The sequence below is a fragment of the Microcoleus sp. BR0-C5 genome, from assembly GCF_036705045.1.
GTDB lineage: Bacteria > Cyanobacteriota > Cyanobacteriia > Cyanobacteriales > Microcoleaceae > Microcoleus.
Genome location: NZ_JAUBTR010000028.1, coordinates 22,880 through 42,077, shown reverse-complemented (window position 1 = coordinate 42,077; position 19,198 = coordinate 22,880). Strand labels below are relative to the sequence as shown.

Sequence of the window (19,198 nt, the reverse complement as noted above, 5' to 3'; positions counted from 1 at the left end):
CTGTTTATGAAAACTGTAGAAGAAAATTCACTCTTTGTGGAACAGGCATCTTGCCTGTTCATAAACAGGCTAGAAGCCCACCCCACCCCACAAGAAGATTCTTTGTGAAACAGGCATCTTGCCTGTTTATCAAAACAGTACAATAAAATTCACTCTTTGTGGAACAGGCATCTTGCGGGCTAGAAGCCCACCCCACCCCACAAAAAGATTTATTGTTTGTGAAAAAGGCCCGCAAGCCTGTTGAGGAAAACCGTACAATAAAATTCACTCTTTGTGGAACAGGCATCTTGCCTGTTCATAAAAAAGTTAAATCAAATTTATCCAAATATAAAACCCCCTAATTATGCCAAATCGTAAGACTTTACCATTACCAGAAATCGAACTTTCCTATCTAGAATGGCAGCCAGACACAGGAAAAAAAAAATCTGCCCGTTTGCTGCTGCTGCATGGTTTAGCAGATAGTGCGTGTGTCTGGACTAACTTGGGCAATTACTTGTCCAACCGCTATCATATTGTAGCGCCAGATATGCGCGGTCACGGAGAAAGTAGCAAACCGAAAACAGGCTATACTTTTGAAAGTGCGATCGCAGATTTAGAAGCTTTGATGGCACATCTCAACTGGCCCGACGCCCACATTTTAGGACATTCTTGGACGGGCAAACTAGCACCGATTTGGGCGAGGCAAAATGCCGATCGCTTTTGCAGTATGATTTTAGTAGACCCCATTTTCATCACCAAAATGCCCGCGGCGATGAAACTCACCCTGCCAATTGTTTACCGAAAATTAGACTGTCTCAAATGTGTGGGCCCGTTTGCGACTTTAGCCCAAGCAGAAGCAGCAGCAAAACAATCAGGAGAATACGCAGATTGGAGTGACGTGCAGCAAATGGTATTCCAACAGCAAATCGAACAAAAATCGGACGGAAGTTGGGGCAGTAAATTTGCGATTGCAGCCAGAAATCAGATATTTGCAGAAGTGATGAAAGTTGCCGGTTTAACTGAAAATATTGATATCCAGACTTTGTTTGTACAGCCGGAAAAAGGCGTAAATCGCATGGCTTGGCAAATGCAGCCGTATCAGACATACTTGAAAAATCTTACCGTTGCAAAAGTACCGGGGAATCACTGGTCTTTTTTGACTCAACCTGAAACTTTTAATCAAACTGTGGCAGATTTTTTAGAGGGCACAAGACAGTGAATTTAGAAATTATCGCACATCGGGGATTTTCGGCGATCGCCCCCGAAAATACTTTAGCAGCTTTTGAATTGGCGATCGCCCGTGGAGCTCATTCGATCGAATTTGACATCCAGCTATCCGCCGACAACGTACCAGTGATTTTTCACGACGCAACACTGGATAGAATCACTGGAGTTTCTGGCAAAGTTAGGGAAACAACCCTGTCTCAATTGCAGACACTTAATGCGGGAAAATGGTTTAGCGATGAATTTTCACAACAAAAAATTCCTACCTTAAAAGCCGCATTAACCATACTCAAAAATGTTGACAAATTTCTTTACTTTGATGTCAAACCTCACTGCGAGTGGTCGGATTCAGATGTCGCTGATTTTGTCAATACTCTGAAGGGCGAAAACATCCAACACAAATGCGTTATTACCTCTTTTAATGATAAATTTCTCGAACAAGTGCGGCGGCTATCTGGCAATTTGGCGATCGGACACATTGTTGCTAATCTAGAAGCATACAAAACTCAATTAGCTCAAGCTGTGGCCCATCAGGATAATTTGATTAGCAGTCAGTATCGCGTGTTGCTGGAAAACCCCGCGCTAATTCAAGAAAGCCGGAGTCAGGGAGTTGACATTGTGGCCTGGACGGTGGACGATCGAGCGGATATGCAAAAGTTAATTGATTTGGGTATAACGCGGATAGTCACTAATTGTTTGATATAATTTGTTTAACTTGATATCTTGCACCATTATCAAGAACGGGCTCTTCGGCCCGTTCCACAAAACTCAATTAATAGATGAATTACTTTCGCAAAAGCATCCACGAAATGTCTGGCTATGTGCCGGGGGAACAGCCACCGCTAGGCACAAAAATTATTAAACTAAATTCTAATGAAAATCCCTATCCACCTTCTCCCACAGCCTTAAAAGTGCTTCAGGAAATAGACGGAGAAATGCTGCGGCGCTATCCCGATCCAACTGGCAAAGTTTTCCGCATTGCTGCTAGTAAAATTTTTGGAGTTGCTGACGATTGGATTATTGTAGGTAACGGCAGCGACGATTTATTAAATTTGATAGTTCGCGCTGTGGGCGAATCTGGGAAACAGATTGTTTGTCCCGCGCCAACCTATGTATTGTACCGCACTTTGGCAGCAATTCAAGATGCAGAATTTGTTGAAGTTCCTTATCCCGACGACTACAAGTTACCAGTCGATTTGCTAATAGCAGCCCAGGGTGCAGTGACATTTATAGCTTCGCCAAACAGTCCATCGGGAACAGCCATATCTGTTGCCGATTTGGAGAAACTGGCTAAAGAGTTATCGGGTATTCTTGCGATCGACGAAGCTTATGTAGATTTCGCCGAGGAAAATGCTTTGAACTTGACAAAAAAATACAGTAATGTTATAGTTTTGAGAACGCTTTCAAAAGGTTATTCCCTGGCAGGATTGAGGCTGGGTTTTGGCATAGCAAATCCGGCGCTGCTGGCAGAATTAAATAAAATCAAAGATAGCTATAATGTGGATGCTTTAGCCTATGCAGTGGGGGCGGCTGCGATCGCCGATCAAGACCACAAAACAGCCAACGCCGAAAAAATTAAGGCTTCGCGAGCCAAACTAGCCGTTAGCTTCAAGGAATTAGGCTTTGACGTTTGGCCCTCGCAAACCAACTTTTTGTTAGTTAGGCCACCAAAAGGCGATGCAGAAAGAATTTATCAAACACTGAAAGTACGGGGAATATTAATTCGATACTTCAATCAGCCGCGATTAGAAGACAAATTGCGGATTAGTGTAGGTACGGAGGAACAGAATCAAATCTTAGTTAAAACTTTGAAAGAAATCCTCTAAATAACGATCGCACTAAAATTAGTTTCTAGTGATGACTTTAGTCCTATGATTTTTATGAGGACTTTCATTCCTGACTACACACAGCTTCATTACGGATAATTATTAGGATTGTCAATCGCTAACCCTTCGGAATGAGCAATATTCAGCAATCGGCTGTCCGCAGAAACAAAAATTAGTTGAGTTTCTGGCATTGATGTTAAAACAGATTGAACGCGCAAAGCTGACGCTAATTGCACAGAATCATAAGCCCGCAGCGGGTTTTGCATCACCAGTGCGCCCGCTGTTTCTATCAAAGTGCGATCGACTTCAAGAACTTCATACTGGTTGTCAAAATCCGTGCGAAAATCTTCCATAAGTTGGTCAACCTCATCGACAGATAGACTACCCTCTCGTTGACGGCGTGAAAAAGCGCTGCATACCTCCACCCAAGTAATCTGAGAAATCGCGAGAAAGTTACCTGCTGCAGGAAAAGTAATTGATTGAATCCAATTACTTCCCAATTCAGGCACATACCGTTTAACCAAAGCGCTGGTGTCTAAGAAATAGGCATTTACCACGGGCCACGATCCTCAATAACGATTTCAGAAAGAGGTTTTCCCACTCTTCCCTTGAGTTTTTCAAACAGTTCGCGCCGCTTTTGTTCTGCGGCTGCATCTAGCTTAAACTGTTTTGTTGGCAAACCCATCAATTTTCGTACATCCATCAACTTAATCGCCTTTTCGCGATCGCCCTTGAGTTCTTCCGGCGACACTTCCGCTACAATTGTGATTTGCACAGTATCCCCATCATTCAATGACAAAGGACTCAGAGGACGAAAAATCCCATTTTCGTAGATAGCAGTAATAGTTTCTGGCATAATTAGCCTCTTAATTAAATGCTTTGACTTATTGTACTTCTTTTAATTACTTCGTTGCCACCACAGCCAAATTCCAAGCCAAGCGCTTCATCAAAGGCAACTTTTTCAAAAAGCCATCCCACCCTTCCAACCGAGAATATTCCGGTTTCAATCTCTCTTGTTCAATGATAATCTTTTTCCAATAACGCTCCTCATTCGGATGCACTTTTTCGATTAAATAAAAGCGCAAAAAAATCCACAGCGATGTCAGCCAAAACGTATCATAAGCCGTCTCCGAAAACAAAGACTTGACCAAATTCACAATATTAATATCCAAAGGAGTTTCATCCTCCGTCCGCACCTCAGTAGCCATCCTGCGGTAAACATTAATCACCGGATTGTGCTTCATCGGGTCCCAAAAACAAGCTTTACCCCCAGGCTTCAGGACGCGGTGCATTTCGCGAATTGCCTTTTCAGGTTCCGGTAAATGGTGCAACAAATTAGAAGCGTAAACAATATCAAAACTATTGTCCGGGAAATCCAGTGCCATTGCATTCACCGTACAGCCCTCTATTTTGACGCAGTTTTTTTCAGCCAATTTCAGAGCAACTTCTACCATGCCCTGAGAATAGTCGGCAGCCACACAATCTGCGCCTTTTTTAGCAAAATAAACGCTATTTTCTCCCGCGCCGCAGCCTAAATCTAAGAGGCGTTTGCCTGTAATATCGCCCATTTGCTGGACGATAAATCTGTTTTCTGGGGCGGTGCAAGCTTCAAAATAATCATTAACTCGAATGCCTTCAATATCGATTGTGGATGCCCAAGCATCGTGGAATTGCCGCTCTTTTTTTAAGGTTTCGTCTTGCATTTTTCAAGAGTTGGTTATTAGTAAAAAAAAGTAATTTTAAACCGCAGATAAACCCTGATAAAGGCAGATTAATTGAGATTTATCTGCTTCGATCTGGGTTCGTCTGCGGTTTATTTCAACAAAAAGGGCTGACAAGAAATTTATCAGCGCTGTGCTTTTGCAACAACTTGATTTCCGATCGGAGTTGGCTGTTCGGAGGATTTTTCAGCACTATGCTGCAATGCCTGATACAGGCGATTTAAAGCACTGATGTATGCTTCTGCGGACGCTACGATAATGTCGGTATTTGCGGAGTGACCAGAAAATACTTTGCCTTCGTGGCGCAAGCGAATTGTTACTTCCCCGATCGCATCTATTCCCGCTGTCACCGACTGTACAGAAAACTCGATCAACTCGTTGGGTACGTTTACCACCCGGTTAATTGCCCTGTAAATCGCATCCACAGGCCCAGTGCCGATCGCAGCATCGGTCAATTCTTCGCCCGCCGGATTCCGCACAGTGACAGTTGCTGTCGGGCGAGATTTGTCGCCGCAGGAAACTTGCACCAATTCTAACCGGAAAAGTTCCGGTGCTTGGTGCACTTCGTTATTGGCGATCGCCTCTAAATCCCAATCAGTAATCTCTTTTTTCTTGTCTGCCAAATCCTTAAACTTGACAAAAGCCTTATTTAGTTCATCGTCTGCCATTTCAAAACCCAACTCTTTCAAGCGAGTGTGGAAAGCGTGGCGACCCGACAATTTACCAAGCACGATTTGATTTTCTGTTAAGCCGATCGACTCAGCGTCCATAATCTCGTATGTCCGCTTATTTTTGAGTACTCCGTCTTGGTGAATTCCCGACTCGTGAGCGAAAGCATTTGCCCCGACAATCGCCTTATTTGGCTGCACCAACATCCCCGTCAAAGTGGAAACCAAGCGGGAAGTTTTGTAAATTTGGCGCGAGTCAATATTTGTCAGCGGTTCCTCCGAATCTGCAGCCCGGCCCAAGAACGGATTATAATATTGGCGCCGCACGTAAAGCGCCATTACTAACTCTTCCAGAGCGGCATTTCCCGCCCGTTCCCCAATCCCGTTAATCGTGCATTCTAACTGTCGGGCGCCATTTTTCACAGCTTCCAAAAAGTTAGCAACAGCCAATCCTAAGTCATTGTGACCGTGAACCGAAATAATCGCGCGATCGATATTCGGCACATTTTCCTTAATTCCGCGAATCAAAGCCCCAAATTCGCTCGGAGTCGTATAGCCGACAGTATCGGGAATATTAACAGTAGTCGCACCGGCGGCGATCGCCCGTTCTAGAACCTGATACAAAAACTCCGGTTCCGATCGACAAGCATCTTCCGGCGAAAACTCCACATCATCCACAAAAGATTTAGCGTAAGCTACCATTTCCGGCACAATTTCCAGAACCTCAGCCCGCGTCTTTTTCAGCTTATATTCCAAGTGAATATCGGACGTAGCCAGAAACGTATGAATTCGCGAATTTGCTGCTGGTTTCAGAGCCTCTGCTGCTGTTTTAATATCCTCCTTTCTCGCCCTCGCTAAACCGCAAATTGTCGGCCCATTTTCTGTGCCAACCGATCGGGCTATTTTTTGGACTGCCTCAAAATCTCCCGTGCTGGTGAAAGGGAAACCCGCTTCAATCACATCCACGCCCAATCTCGCTAACTGTCGAGCAATAGTCAGCTTTTCATCCACATTCAGAGATGCACCCGGAGATTGTTCTCCGTCCCGCAAAGTCGTATCGAAAATAATAATCCGGTCTTGACTTGGTTGAGTTTTCATAGCTCTAAAAAAGTGTTCTCCTGATTTTTACTTGTCCGCTGTTCTGGGCAATTAGTACCAGTCACCAGTCTTGTGTTTCGCGCCCATAACGAATAATTAATAATTAACAACCCATAACGCCTGACTGCTGACTGCTGACTAATAACTAATGACTAATAACTAATGATTAATGAAATCGGACTGCTTCCCTGTCAACTGTCAACTTTCAACTGTCAACTGTCAACTGACTAATAATCCATCTTTTCGATATGTTCCCGAATTTCATTCAGGTCTATATACCTATCTGTAGCATTTCGTAACTCTCTAGCAATCATTCCTTCGGTGGATACCACAGTAATATGAGTATTTTTCGATCGCAGTAGCTCTATAGCCCGCTCAAAATCCCCATCTCCGCTAAACAGCACAACTTGGTCGTACTGATCCACCGTATTAAACATATCAACCACAATCTCAATGTCTAAATTAGCCTTTTGAGAATATCTGCCCGAAGCATCGTCGTAATATTCCTTAAGAATTTTAGTGCGAACCGTGTAACCTAGACTTATCAAAGCATCTCGAAATCCCCTTTGATCTTGGGGGTCTTTCAGACCCGTATACCAGAAAGCATTGATCAAGATGACATTCGGCTGCGAAGTTTTGAAATATTCGAGCACCCTGCGAGGATCAAAAAACCAACCGTTCTTTTGTTGAGCGTAGAACATATTGTTCCCGTCCACAAAAATAGAAAGGCGGTTCATTAAGTTTGTCATAGAAACTTAGACCTAATAATTGTAGAAAGAAGTTAATCTAAATATCACATTTTAGCAACATGGAGCTAACTGAGGCAATAGATTAGACTTCAGAAAACTCCATCTCCCCAGTATTTCATATTTTCGGCTCTACCGCCAGAGGGTTCTTTTAAACCTGCTTGCATTTTAGCGAGGGGCCCTCACAAACTATACGCCTAGTAACTCAATACCGGCTGCCGTGTCAAGGTTAATGGCGCCTTCAAACTACCGCGCCCACCGTCCTACCGCCAAGCAGGCATACCGAAGCGCATAGCAGTAGATTTTGCTCCCCTGATTTCATAGCGCAGACTACCTCCGCTCAAGCCTTTTTGCTTTCAAGAGCCCAGCGAGCTAACTCTGTCCGGTTGTGCAGACCTGTTTTGCCCAGCATATTGCTGACGTGGCTTTCGATAGTCCGCTGGCTGACATTCATCACGTCTGCGATCTGGCGGTTTGCCATACCCTGCGCTAGCAACTGTACCACCTTTAACTCAGTGGGAGTCAATTCGACATTGCGGCGCGCCTTAATTTTTGTGCCACTCTCTATACCGGGATTTGAGTGGCGAATCAAGCGGGAGGCAGCTTTCAGAGAAGATTCCACTTGGGCGACCAGTTCTTCTGGTTCAAAAGGCTTGACTATATAAACGTCCGCCCCAGTGCTCAAGCCTTTTACTCGGTCTGAACTTTGACCTTTTGCGGACAAGAAAAGAACCGGAATCCAGCTCGTGCGAGGGTCTTCTCTGATGTGTTTGACTAAAGTGTAGCCGTCCATTTCCGGCATCATCACATCGCAGATAATCAAGTCGGGAACTTCTTGTTCTAGTTTTTCCAGAGCGTCTCTGCCGTTTTCTGCTGTAATGACGTTGTAACCCCGAAACTCCAAGTAGTCCTTGACCAGCAAGATCAAGTTGGGGTCGTCGTCAACCAGCATCAGCCGTTTTTGCTCTCCTGAATTATTGTCCTTTGTCATGTTTATTCCCGCTAAAGTATCCCGCACGCTTCCTTGTTTTCACTTCTGTTTTTTCCGTCAGTCCCCCGCCACCCGGCTGGGGGTGGAGGACGACGATCGACTGAAGGGATGGCGGTGAGGGAAAGCGGGGCGGGTATTACCGCTTTCCAACCTATAATTGACGGCTGTTTGTGAGTGTCTTACGACCTGGAATGCAGCCCAAACCTGTAATGGACGATCGCCCTGTCAAGATCAGCCTTGATTGATTGGAGATTCCCTAACAGAGCCCAAGTTAAATATCTTTAATCTCGATCGGTTCAATTTCAGGTTAATGCCCCGGTTTTAAATGATACTTCTGATATAGAGAAATTTAAGCAGACTCCCTACTTACGTATTTAACTGTTTCTAGTGTAGTTTGGCAACCTGCTTAGTGTCGGCCACTGAGAAATTTTTGCACAAAATTTCACAGTTCCTCCGATCTATTTTTTTTACTGTACCTTTTGAGAAACACAAGGAACACGGGAAGCCGCAGAAGGAAGACAAGAACCTAACTACAGTTTTATTGAAATGTAGCAGGTGCGATCGCCCGGACGCCAAACTGTCTCAAATTCTCACCCTTAACCTTAAATTTAACACTTTACCTATAACCCTGTACTTTAAACAGCGCTATACTTAAATGTTTTGCTGTGCATCAGGAGGCACAGGCAAAGGATGAGTTAAGAAAGCGTATTCTTGAACGACCTTTGAGTTGAGGAGATGTTCCTGAATAATTCTCTCAATGACGGGGGGAGTAACGTCGCGATACCACACTCCGTCTGGATAGACTACCATAATCGGGCCAGACGCGCACACTCGCAGGCAATTGGCTTTCGTGCGAAAGACGCAGGTTGGTCGAGTGGCACTTGGCTTGTCCAACCCCAATTCTTGCAAGCGTTTTTTTAAGTAATTCCACGCCTCCAGACTGGTTTGCCGATCGCAGCACTTGGGCACGGTTTGGTCGGCACAGATAAAAATATGCCGCTCGATTTGAGCGATTCCCAGGCTTTGGACGCAAGCACTCAAGCCTTGGCTGCAAGATTCCTCGTTATTTTCTGTCATTGTCTTCATCAATCAAAAGTAATTGGTTAGCGGTCTAAAGTCATCACCACAGCCCCCACTCCCCCCTCTCCTTCCCTCCAACTCATGCTCGGTTCGGGAACCCGTACTGACAACTAAGTTGCGATCGCCCCTGACTAAAGCTAAATTAGCACTCAGGAGTCGAGAGTGCTAATATGTCAGTTGTAAGTAGTCCGCTGTTGCTTTCATAGCGACCCTGACCCCTGACTGACGACAATCTGTAATCTGGAGATTTATTTATGGCAGCAGTATCACTGAGTGTTTCTACCGTTAAACCGTTAGGCGAGCGCGTGTTCGTGAAAGTAAGCGCTAGCGAAGAAAAAACCGCCGGCGGCATCCTTCTACCCGACACAGCTAAGGAAAAGCCCCAAGTAGGCGAAGTCGCGGCCGTTGGCCCCGGCAAGCGCAACGACGACGGCACTCGCATTGAAATGGAAGTCAAAGTCGGCGACAAAGTTCTCTACTCGAAGTACGCCGGCACCGACATCAAACTCGGCACCGACGAATACGTCTTGCTTGCAGAAAAAGACATTCTGGCGATCGTTAACTAATTAATCATTAGTCCTCAGTCCTTAGTCATCAGTCATTAGTTTAAAGCGAACGCCGCCAAACAACTAATGACACGGGACAAATGACTAAAATCCATCATCCCCAATCCAAAATCTCAAACCCTCTCATCCCCAAAAACTATGGCTAAGCGTATTATCTACAACGAAAATGCACGTCGCGCCCTCGAACGCGGTATGGACATTTTGGCCGAAGCAGTGGCCGTAACCCTCGGCCCCAAAGGCCGTAACGTGGTTCTCGAAAAGAAATTCGGAGCTCCTCAAATCGTCAATGACGGCGTTACCATCGCCAAAGAAATCGAACTAGAAGACCATGTAGAAAATACAGGCGTTGCTCTAATTCGTCAAGCTGCTTCCAAAACCAACGACGCAGCAGGCGACGGTACCACAACTGCTACCGTTTTGGCTCACGCAATGGTCAAAGAAGGTCTGCGGAACGTAGCAGCCGGCGCAAATGCGATCGCCCTCAAGCGCGGTGTTGACAAAGCAACCACGTTTTTGGTAGAAAAAATTGCCGAACACGCCAAACAAGTAGAAGATTCCAAAGCCATCGCTCAAGTCGGCTCCATCTCTGCTGGTAACGACGATGAAGTCGGCCAAATGATTGCTAACGCAATGGACAAGGTGGGCAAGGAAGGCGTGATTTCCCTGGAAGAAGGGAAGTCTATGACCACCGAATTGGAAATCACCGAAGGGATGCGCTTCGACAAAGGCTACATTTCTCCCTACTTCGTCACCGACACTGAGCGGATGGAAGCGATTCTAGAAGAACCCTTCATCTTGCTGACAGACAAGAAAATCGCTCTGGTACAAGATTTAGTACCTGTGCTCGAACAAGTAGCTCGTTCCGGCCGCCCGCTGTTGATCATTGCAGAAGACATTGAGAAAGAAGCTTTAGCTACCCTCGTTGTCAACAAACTGCGCGGTGTGTTGAACGTGACTGCTGTTAAAGCACCCGGTTTTGGCGATCGACGCAAAGCCATGTTAGAAGATATCGCCGTATTGACCGGCGGTCAACTAATCACCGAAGACGCCGGTTTGAAACTGGAAAATACCAAGCTCGACATGATCGGCAAAGCCCGCCGCATCACCATCACCAAAGACAGCACCACAATTGTTGCCGAAGGTAACGAAGCCGCCGTCAAGTCCCGCTGCGAACAAATTCGCCGTCAAATGGACGAAACCGAGTCTTCCTACGACAAAGAAAAGCTGCAAGAACGTTTGGCCAAATTGGCTGGCGGCGTCGCAGTGATCAAAGTCGGCGCGGCTACCGAAACAGAAATGAAGGATCGCAAACTGCGTCTTGAAGATGCGATCAACGCTACCAAAGCTGCTGTTGAAGAAGGAATTGTTCCTGGCGGCGGTACAACTTTGGCTCACCTGACTCCTCAATTGGAAGAGTGGGCGAATAGCACTTTGAAGGGCGAAGAATTGACCGGTGCTTTGATTGTGGCACGGGCTCTGGCTGCTCCTCTGAAGCGGATTGCTGAAAATGCTGGTTTGAATGGCGCTGTGATTGCTGAGCGCGTCAAAGAAAAGCCGTTCAACGTCGGTTTCAATGCAGCGACAAATGAGTTTGTCGATATGTTTGAAGCTGGTATCGTTGACCCTGCGAAGGTGACTCGTTCTGCTCTGCAAAATGCCGCATCTATTGCTGGTATGGTGCTGACAACCGAGTGCATCGTCGTTGACAAGCCTGAACCGAAGGATGGCGCTGCTGCTGGCGCTGGCGGCGGCATGGGTGGCGGCGACTTCGATTACTAAGTCGATCTTTTGATGGGGCGGGCCCAAAAGCCCGCCCTGTTATATTGATAACAGTTTTTAGTGTTAGGTATAACTTTAACTCTGAAGATAAATTAATTAAATTATTTTTTTACTCAAAACGCAAGGTCACAACCTAATGGCCAAACCCTGCGTTTATATAAAAACTAGGAATTTTAAAATGGCTAAAACAAATGTGGAGATAATTCCCAACGAAGCCTTAGTAGTTCGTGGTGGTCGTAATCATCCAGAAGATATTCAACGTGCCATAGGAACCCACCCCAGCGGCCTCACGGGAATTTCTGTAGAATGTGCAGTAGAATTGTCTGTAGCAGAATTAGCATTAGCAATCCCTCACAGACAAGTGGGTGTTACCACAGTGGCTAAAGTTCGCTCGGAAGGTGGAGATGTCATCCGTACTTCTGGCAGAAGTTTAAATCATGCAACTCTCACTGGCTTAACACCAGAAAAAGCAAGTCTTCTGCTGATACCAACGATTCCTAACCCATCTAGGACTTAGGCAACTGGCACATAGATTAGGGTGCGTCAGACCCTCAAACCCTGGTTATATTAATCCATCACTTCGTCTGACGCACCCTACAAGCTCATCTAAGTGAGTCAGTTGCGTAAATCTCCCCATCAAAAAATTCATCTTAAGTGTAGTAATAAATATGAGTTCTCCTAGAATCTTTGCAGACTTTCATAATGCTGATAAACAGAGTCGCCTTCGTCTGAATTGTGTTGGTACAATTGAAGATTTGAGTCGCCAAAATATTAAATTGCAAAATGGTCAATTGCTCACCCTCTATAGCGAAGAATTAGAAGTGGATGGCGTAGTGCAATATTCTGAAGAGGAAAGTCTTTGGGTGGCAGCAATTGATTGGGAGCAAATTAGACAAGTAGAGGATATGCTTCTTCAAGCAACTGTCTAGTTAGGGATTGCTCAATATTCATCTTTGGGAATGGAAATAATATGAATCTATCATTTAAAGATTTAAGATTTATTATAAAAGCCATTGAACATCAAATAAATGCCTATAAAGAACGTTTGCAAGTAATTGAAGATGTAGATGAGGATGAGGCTGCCGAGCTAGGGAATGATATTAAATTTTTAGAGCTTCTCCTCGCAGACATGACGACAAGTTTAGAGCAGAATACTGGACGGGAAAATATCGCTTATGAACAAGCGCTATCTGAAGCCCTAGAAGAGACTTTTGCAGAGTGGGAAACTAGCGAGGCGATGACGGCGGAGGAGGCCTGTAAACGGCTCAGAGTAATTTCAGCTCAAGCTCTCGAATAACTTTGAGAGAAGGCAGCCAAAACTGAGCAGCCTAAGTGCATAATCAAAATGTGGCTTCTATTACGTTTGAATAACCACCCCCACCATTTATGAAACTTTATCATACTCCCATTTCCCCGAACTCTCGCCGCGTGTGGATCGCCCTCTTAGAAAAAAACCTGCCTTTTGAATTAGTAGAAATCCACTTGGACGGCGATCACTTAGAGCCAGAATTTATCGCAATGAATCCTTTTCACCGCATCCCTGTTTTGGTGGATGATGACTTCACTGTCGTCGAGTCTCTGGCAATTCTTGACTATCTAGAAACGAAGTATCCCGAACCGGCAATGCTGCCAAAAGAACCGAAAGATTTGGCAGTTGTGAAAATGGTAGAATTGGTCACGGTTAACGAACTTCTACCGCAACTTTACCCGCTAAGCAGTGAAAAAATGGGATGGGGAACTCCCCAACCGCAGGAAATCGAAAAGGCTAAGGAAAAAGTCGATACTGTGCTGAAATTCTTTGAAGGCTTGTTGGACGATCGCGCTTTTTTCGCTAGCAACACTGTCACGTTTGCCGAGTGCGTTGCCGGCACTGTCGTGCCCTTGCTATCTTGGGTTGATGTTTCCCTAGACGGCTATCCTAAAATTCAAGCTTGGTGCGATCGACTAATGTCGCGTCCTTCATGGCAGCAAACTCAATTCACCGAGGCAGATTTGGCGACTTTCGTATCTCGGAGACAAAAGTTTCTCGCACAAGCTGAAGCCTCATGAACCAATCAATTGTGAAGCGATCGCTCTTTTTCCTAGCTATTTTCACCTGCATCCAAATTCCCATCGCAGCAATGGGGCAACCCGCCGCCCGATCGAACTACCAAGCAATTAACGCTAAACAGTTCCTTGCCGATCGCAAAATTACCCTCTCCAACCCCAAAGATATCGCAGCAAAACTTTTTAGCAGCGACACAGAATCTGAAGGCCGAAAAAGCGACCAAATTTCAGTTGAATATCCCACGCGAGAAACAGCCGTAATTCTCCAAACCGTCGTCGGTTTAGCTGACGATTCTGTTGCCGGAATGCGACACCGCATCGAACTCAGACTTAGGCAAAATAAGTGGGAAATTGTCTGGATTGGCAGACAATCGAAGTGTCAACCAAATCGCGGACACCAAAATTGGGCAAGCGGCCTCTGTAACTAGAAAGGTCGATCGGCTTTTTGCTTAAATTTCTTCACCCCGCCTTCGTTGCGAGGAAGGAAGCTAGGGCTTGACGCAACCGACGAAAAACACAAACCCAGAAAGATTCGCTATCGGTCGGTTCCGACAGAAATAAGTTATTCGTATGTAAGTCCAGGAAGCAGTCTGGGCTCCGCGTTCCTAGCTGCGCGACAATCTTCAAACTATTTTCGGTGTCGATCGCTCTTTTTGACTAAAAGAGCGATCGAACTCAGAAGTTTACTTGCACATGATTAAATTTCCCGCCGAGATGAATCCGGCCACAGGGGCTGAAATCTCAACCCAATTGCGATTTTCTCCATTCTTATCTTTCACTAACTGGAAATTGGGTACAAGCGTTACTTGACCGTTAGCCGGTACACCGCCTTTAACAGCAGAAGTCTTTGAAGGCTCGGTGCGGATAGCTAGACCCCTTGGCGCTACGCGAGGTTCTACTTGGCGGCACAGACTTACTGGGCCCGTTGCAGGTGCTGGTGCTGGTGCGGGTGCTGGTGCTGGTGCTGGTGCTGGTGCAGGTGCTGGTGCTGGTGCTGGTGCGGGTGCTGGTGCGGGTGCTGGTGCGGGCGCCGGTGCTGGTGCTGGTGCTGGTGCTGGTGCTGGTGCTGGTGCGGGCGCTGGTGCGGGCGCTGGTGCGGGCGCTGGTGCGGGCGCTGGTGCGGGCGCTGGCGCTGGCGCTGGTGCGGGCGCTGGTGCTGGTGTCGCTGCCGGCCTTGGGGAAGGAGTTTGACTAATTGTGGTGCTGGCTGTTGTGCACGAACCTAAATTAGCCTCGTTGTTGGGATAGCCGCTAGCTACATACCCTGTGACGGGAGCGGTAATTTGAATCCAGAGGCGACCGTCGGAGGCTTTAACAGAAGTAGCGCCTTGGGACAGTGTTACCTGAGTGTTAAGTCCTACCCCGCCCACTCTAGGGGATTTGGGGTCTGGGTTCTGGCGAACGGTCAAACCTTCTTTGGGAGTGACTTTACGGCAAAGGTTGCCAGCCTGGGCTATTTGAAACGTCGCGCTATCTTCAAACGAAATATTTTCCGCATTTTGACTGACAGTGGATGTTGATGGGGCGGCAACACCGATGGCATTCGCCTGCAAACTTCCGACTACGATCGCGATCGCGCCCAGCAATGCAGCGGGTTTATTCCAGCAATTCAAGTTTTTCATCCGTTCAACTCCTCACTTAACCACAATCATTATCTTAATTGCAGGTCAATATAGCAAAAAAATCGATTTGTCTTCCACAAAAAAGCTTTACATAACTTTTTTATGACCGCAAGTCAAGTTTTATTTATATTATTTAATGTTTGGTGAGTTGAGCGAAGGCAAATAAAGCTGCTACGCCGATAAATGACTCATTATGCCACAGTGGGGGAGGGAGAAGGCGAGAGTGTCTGAGTCGGGGAATGGCAGAGGGGGAAAGTAAACAGTTAAGTGTTTAAATGCGGGACAGTTTACTAGGACTGCAAGTCATTTGTTGTGTTCGTTAAACCATTTAGCTGTCAGTTGTTGCAGTTGAGTAATATGGGGCTACATTTCATGTGAATTCTTGGCAGCTTCGAGAGCGAGATTGTGCTGGAGATGCTCCCAGATTCTGAGTGACAAGCGATTGGAGCGATCGACCCCATCGTCGTAGTGGGCTGGCACAAGCCGGATACAGTTCTTCGATCGCGCTCACATAACTTCACTGTCGATCGTACCTTACTTAAACAGGACTTACGCACTCAAGGGCGTTAAATCAAGGGTTTGAGATTGCTTCACTACTTTATCTTCGGACAGAAAATCTTAGTACGTGCGCCCACGACTATTAAAATTGTGGCAAACAGCGCAAATCGCTAGCCTTGACCCGATGGCTGGCGTCAATTTGATAAAATCTTCCAAAACGGAAACTTATCGGCTTGAGGCACAGTTGTGTTTTTGTGGCTAAAGTCGCCCCGCCATCAGCGACAGTTGCTGTAGCTGTTTGCAAACGGTTTTGTTCCTGTGGAGACAACCAGCACAAAACCTCCGAACAAAAGCAGCCCGCTCAAATCAGAAACCAAATATTTGCGCCAATTCTGATTTAATTATATTGCTATAGCAACCGCACTCGATGTTTATGAGGTTTTCACTTGCTATAACTAATGCGGTAGGTTCCTTCGGAATGGGATCATATTAATGATAGGAAAAATCTTTTTCTCGCAGGGCGATGGCGATTAGCGCACGCACAAGGAGAGGAAAAACCCAACTAATCTCCTCGCTTCTTCCTTCTTTCCCAAATAACTAAAGCCTTCTCTATTCGAGAGTTAAAGCTTTCTTCCTTCTGCTATATAATGACCAAAGCGTTAAATATTTTTGCAGTGACAAAAACTACTAACAAAAAAGACGGCAAATCCTCTAAATATCCCTTTGACGGTCTATCTTTAGACGATCGCAATCCCGACTTCATTGAGCTTTGGTTGCCAGTCTGGGAATGGCTGTACCGCTACTATTTTCGCGTACAAAGCGACGGCTGGCACCACGTCCCCGCGAGCGGAAAAATGCTCGTTGTCGGTTCTCACAACGGGGGAATCGCCGCTCCAGATATGTTTATGTTCCTATACGAATGGTTCCGCAGGTACGGCACCGAACGCTTGGCCTACGGATTGATGCACCCGACGGTTTGGCAAGTTTCTCCTGATGTTGCTAGCATGGCGGTTCAGTGTGGAGCCCTCAAGGCGCATCCGAAAATGGCGATCGCAGCTTTGCGAAAAAATGCCCCAGTTCTCGTCTATCCGGGCGGCGCCCAAGATGTTTTTCGCCCCCACCACTTGCGCGATCAAATCTACTTTGCGGGACGCAAGGGATTTATCAAATTAGCATTGCGAGAAGAAGTGCCAATTTTACCAATTATATCGCATGGTGCCCACGATACTTTGATAGTTTTGGCAGATTTGTACGAACAAGCAAAGCAATTGCATGAATTGGGGATGCCGTGGCTATTTGGCATCGATCCGGTGGTATTTCCGGTGTATTTGGGATTGCCTTGGGGATTGAGTATTGGGCCTTTGCCGAACCTGCCTTTACCCGTGCAAATTCGGACTCGCGTCTGCCAACCGATTGTATTTGAGAGGTATGGTTCGGAGGCTGCGCGCGATCGCGATTATGTTGATGCTTGTTTCGAGCGAGTTACCACCCAAATGCAACAACAATTAGATTGTTTGGCTGGCAATTGAGAATTGCACAAGTCTACATTATTCTAGGCTGCAGCAACCGATTTTTTTTACGACTATATAGCGTGAAGCGCGAGGGATATGGGTAAAAAAAACTGGTTTCTTGACTCCTGTGAGTAAGTCGTGACTGCAAACATTTTTTGAAATTAATCCATTAGATTTATTTCAAAAACCGACAATTGGGGTACAAAATCGGATTTTACCCATCTTAATTACGTGAAATACCCGAAAACCGCAGTCGCAAAAGTCATCCTTTTTATCATGCAGGTTCTAGCGGAAATCATATCAGGTTAAATCAACGCATATGAATAGGATTTCATCTGCGTTGATCTTCCTTCATCGGCGGAAAAAAATAGAATATAGAATAGGCAAAAATAACCTGATTCTGTATAAACTATTTATATTAATTCTGCCTTCTGCCGAACGGTGACTAATTGCCCGATCGCCTTAACCGCAATACTGGGATGAAAAAGTATAGCCGGCGACTCAATCATGTGCAGAACTTCCAAAAATGCTTGACAAACTTTACCATCTTCGACAAGGACTTTTAACACCAGATCCATATAATCAATTGTCAGTCGTGTAGCGAGGTTTAGTTTTGCACCTTCACTTAGAGGATAGCGGGAATCCTGACTGATGGCAAACATCCAAGGAATAGTGTGTAATTTTGCTAGTTTTTGTTGAAATTGTCGCGCCAAGCCTGTTAAATCGCCTTCTGGATACCGCTCTCTTTGCTTTTGCAAACATTCATCTAGCATCTGAGCATCCAGTGCAGCAACGGTCATTCCTTGGCCATAAACTGGGTTGAAAGCGCAAACTGCATGACCGATAATTACCAAGTTTTCAGGGTAGCGGGAGAGGCGATCGTAGTGTCGCAAAAGGTTTTCTGTACCTCGATAACTATAAATAGGAGTTAGCGGTTTCGCATCTTTAATTGCATGATAAATTATCGGAGTTGGGAGAGTGCGGGCAAATTCTACAAAACCTGCTTCGTCTGTGGGGGGATAATCACGATCGCCCCCGGCGAAACCCACCAGCCAGCGATTGCCTTCGATCGGGAAAATTGCACCGCCACGGGTGCGGAACGGCGGCCCTGGTGATACAAATACTGGCGCTGTGCCTGACAATTTACCACTGCATTCATAGATGCGGGTGGCATAGCCGACAAAAGCATTGATAACGGTTTCTTGCGGAGGTTCATAGCCTAAACTTTTCAACCATTTAGGTGTTTTGGAAACTTTGCCACCAGCATCGACAACTAAATCTGCATACAAATTCTCTGCATGGATGTTTGCTGGGTTGTGGCGATCGCGAAAACGCACCGATACGCCAGCAATCTTCGCGCGCGAGGCATTCGCCAGCAACCCCGTTACTGTGCCTCCTTGGAGGAAATGCACGTTCGTATTTTCAGCTAAGCGGCGGCGGATTTGCCAATCAAGTAAATCCCGACTGAACATAATTACATCATTTAGATCCGGGCTAAATTGCGGGGCCCAACCTGCCGGACTAAACCACCCGATCGACCTCGGATCTAAACTAGGAGCACCAGCAGCTACCAGTTCGTTTTCCAAGCCGGGAAAAAACTCTTCTAGGATGATTCTTCCCCGATTTAAAAGGATGTGAAGGTGACGGGATGGAGGAATACCGGGGCGAGGTGCGGGTTTTTCTGGAAAAAAATCTCGTTCAACAATACTTACTCGGTCGAAGTGTTTTGCTAATACTCTAGAGGCCAACAGTCCTGCTAGACTGCCGCCAATAATAATTGCATGACTTTCTCGCTGCACTATTGAATTCCTTCAAAGCTAATTTGCTATGCCATTCGTTGATG

General features: G+C 46.0%; 21 protein-coding genes. 11 read left to right on the top strand and 10 right to left on the bottom strand.

The window, feature by feature from the left end:
* The first annotated feature begins 343 nt into the window (after positions 1 to 343).
* From QUB08_RS15445 to hisC, 3 genes are all read left to right on the top strand, one after another.
* Positions 344 to 1,198, top strand: a complete 855-nt coding sequence (locus QUB08_RS15445; RefSeq protein WP_333225549.1) for an alpha/beta hydrolase — start codon at positions 344 to 346, stop codon at positions 1,196 to 1,198.
* The gene (locus QUB08_RS15440) at positions 1,195 to 1,908 is read left to right on the top strand and encodes a glycerophosphodiester phosphodiesterase family protein (protein WP_333225548.1); all 714 of its coding nucleotides are present in this window, start codon (positions 1,195 to 1,197) and stop codon (positions 1,906 to 1,908) included. Before QUB08_RS15445 ends, QUB08_RS15440 begins: the two co-directional genes overlap by 4 nt.
* 74 nt (positions 1,909 to 1,982) lie before the next feature.
* The gene (gene hisC, locus QUB08_RS15435; RefSeq protein ID WP_333225547.1) at positions 1,983 to 3,029 is read left to right on the top strand and encodes a histidinol-phosphate transaminase; all 1,047 of its coding nucleotides are present in this window, start codon (positions 1,983 to 1,985) and stop codon (positions 3,027 to 3,029) included.
* An 89-nt stretch (positions 3,030 to 3,118) separates the two neighbouring features.
* Here the strand turns inward: hisC and QUB08_RS15430 are convergent, their stop codons facing one another.
* The 7 genes from QUB08_RS15430 to QUB08_RS15400 all read right to left on the bottom strand — a co-directional run bounded on the left by QUB08_RS15430 (position 3,119) and on the right by QUB08_RS15400 (position 9,330).
* Positions 3,119 to 3,586: a type II toxin-antitoxin system VapC family toxin gene (locus QUB08_RS15430; protein WP_333225546.1), complete on the bottom strand. Its 468-nt coding sequence runs from the start codon at positions 3,584 to 3,586 to the stop codon at positions 3,119 to 3,121.
* Complete coding sequence (locus tag QUB08_RS15425) at positions 3,580 to 3,885, bottom strand: antitoxin family protein (protein WP_333225545.1); 306 nt, start codon at positions 3,883 to 3,885, stop codon at positions 3,580 to 3,582. Before QUB08_RS15425 ends, QUB08_RS15430 begins: the two co-directional genes overlap by 7 nt.
* Before the next feature lie 46 nt (positions 3,886 to 3,931).
* A complete protein-coding gene (locus QUB08_RS15420) occupies positions 3,932 to 4,732 on the bottom strand; it encodes a class I SAM-dependent methyltransferase (protein ID WP_333225544.1) in 801 nt (266 codons plus the stop codon).
* A 143-nt stretch (positions 4,733 to 4,875) separates the two neighbouring features.
* Positions 4,876 to 6,516 carry a 2-isopropylmalate synthase gene (locus QUB08_RS15415; RefSeq protein ID WP_333225543.1) on the bottom strand — a complete coding sequence of 547 codons (1,641 nt, stop codon included), beginning with the start codon at positions 6,514 to 6,516 and terminating at the stop codon, positions 4,876 to 4,878.
* Between the two features lie 227 nt (positions 6,517 to 6,743).
* Entirely contained in the window at positions 6,744 to 7,265 is a 522-nt protein-coding gene (locus tag QUB08_RS15410; RefSeq protein WP_006633075.1) for a LabA-like NYN domain-containing protein, read from the bottom strand.
* Positions 7,266 to 7,602: 337 nt separating this feature from the next.
* A complete protein-coding gene (locus tag QUB08_RS15405; RefSeq protein WP_333105463.1) occupies positions 7,603 to 8,253 on the bottom strand; it encodes a response regulator transcription factor in 651 nt (216 codons plus the stop codon).
* A gap of 651 nt (positions 8,254 to 8,904) precedes the next feature.
* On the bottom strand, positions 8,905 to 9,330 hold the full coding sequence (locus tag QUB08_RS15400; RefSeq protein ID WP_333105464.1) for a ferredoxin: 426 nt from the start codon (positions 9,328 to 9,330) through the stop codon (positions 8,905 to 8,907).
* A 257-nt stretch (positions 9,331 to 9,587) separates the two neighbouring features.
* Here QUB08_RS15400 and groES point away from each other — a divergent pair, with 257 nt between their 5' ends.
* The 7 genes from groES to QUB08_RS15365 all read left to right on the top strand — a co-directional run bounded on the left by groES (position 9,588) and on the right by QUB08_RS15365 (position 14,152).
* Entirely contained in the window at positions 9,588 to 9,899 is a 312-nt protein-coding gene (gene groES / locus QUB08_RS15395; protein WP_332945088.1) for a co-chaperone GroES, read from the top strand.
* Positions 9,900 to 10,037: 138 nt separating this feature from the next.
* On the top strand, positions 10,038 to 11,678 hold the full coding sequence (groL, locus tag QUB08_RS15390) for a chaperonin GroEL (RefSeq protein WP_333130301.1): 1,641 nt from the start codon (positions 10,038 to 10,040) through the stop codon (positions 11,676 to 11,678).
* Between the two features lie 178 nt (positions 11,679 to 11,856).
* A complete protein-coding gene (locus QUB08_RS15385) occupies positions 11,857 to 12,195 on the top strand; it encodes a flavoredoxin (protein ID WP_333225542.1) in 339 nt (112 codons plus the stop codon).
* A 151-nt stretch (positions 12,196 to 12,346) separates the two neighbouring features.
* Positions 12,347 to 12,607 (top strand): hypothetical protein, encoded by a 261-nt coding sequence (locus QUB08_RS15380; RefSeq protein WP_333225541.1) that lies wholly within the window; start codon positions 12,347 to 12,349, stop codon positions 12,605 to 12,607.
* Positions 12,608 to 12,648: 41 nt separating this feature from the next.
* Complete coding sequence (locus QUB08_RS15375; RefSeq protein WP_333225540.1) at positions 12,649 to 12,975, top strand: hypothetical protein; 327 nt, start codon at positions 12,649 to 12,651, stop codon at positions 12,973 to 12,975.
* A gap of 89 nt (positions 12,976 to 13,064) precedes the next feature.
* Entirely contained in the window at positions 13,065 to 13,727 is a 663-nt protein-coding gene (locus QUB08_RS15370) for a glutathione S-transferase family protein (protein WP_333225539.1), read from the top strand.
* Positions 13,724 to 14,152: a hypothetical protein gene (locus QUB08_RS15365; protein ID WP_333225538.1), complete on the top strand. Its 429-nt coding sequence runs from the start codon at positions 13,724 to 13,726 to the stop codon at positions 14,150 to 14,152. Before QUB08_RS15370 ends, QUB08_RS15365 begins: the two co-directional genes overlap by 4 nt.
* A gap of 255 nt (positions 14,153 to 14,407) precedes the next feature.
* Here the strand turns inward: QUB08_RS15365 and QUB08_RS15360 are convergent, their stop codons facing one another.
* On the bottom strand, positions 14,408 to 15,346 hold the full coding sequence (locus QUB08_RS15360; protein WP_333225537.1) for an SH3 domain-containing protein: 939 nt from the start codon (positions 15,344 to 15,346) through the stop codon (positions 14,408 to 14,410).
* Positions 15,347 to 15,986: 640 nt separating this feature from the next.
* Positions 15,987 to 16,172 carry a hypothetical protein gene (locus QUB08_RS15355; protein ID WP_333225536.1) on the bottom strand — a complete coding sequence of 62 codons (186 nt, stop codon included), beginning with the start codon at positions 16,170 to 16,172 and terminating at the stop codon, positions 15,987 to 15,989.
* 319 nt (positions 16,173 to 16,491) lie between these two features.
* Here QUB08_RS15355 and QUB08_RS15350 point away from each other — a divergent pair, with 319 nt between their 5' ends.
* Positions 16,492 to 17,373: a glycerol acyltransferase gene (locus QUB08_RS15350; RefSeq protein WP_333225535.1), complete on the top strand. Its 882-nt coding sequence runs from the start codon at positions 16,492 to 16,494 to the stop codon at positions 17,371 to 17,373.
* A gap of 395 nt (positions 17,374 to 17,768) precedes the next feature.
* Here the strand turns inward: QUB08_RS15350 and QUB08_RS15345 are convergent, their stop codons facing one another.
* Positions 17,769 to 19,154, bottom strand: a complete 1,386-nt coding sequence (locus QUB08_RS15345) for a 2-polyprenyl-6-methoxyphenol hydroxylase-like oxidoreductase (RefSeq protein ID WP_333225534.1) — start codon at positions 19,152 to 19,154, stop codon at positions 17,769 to 17,771.
* Positions 19,155 to 19,198: the final 44 nt, after the last annotated feature.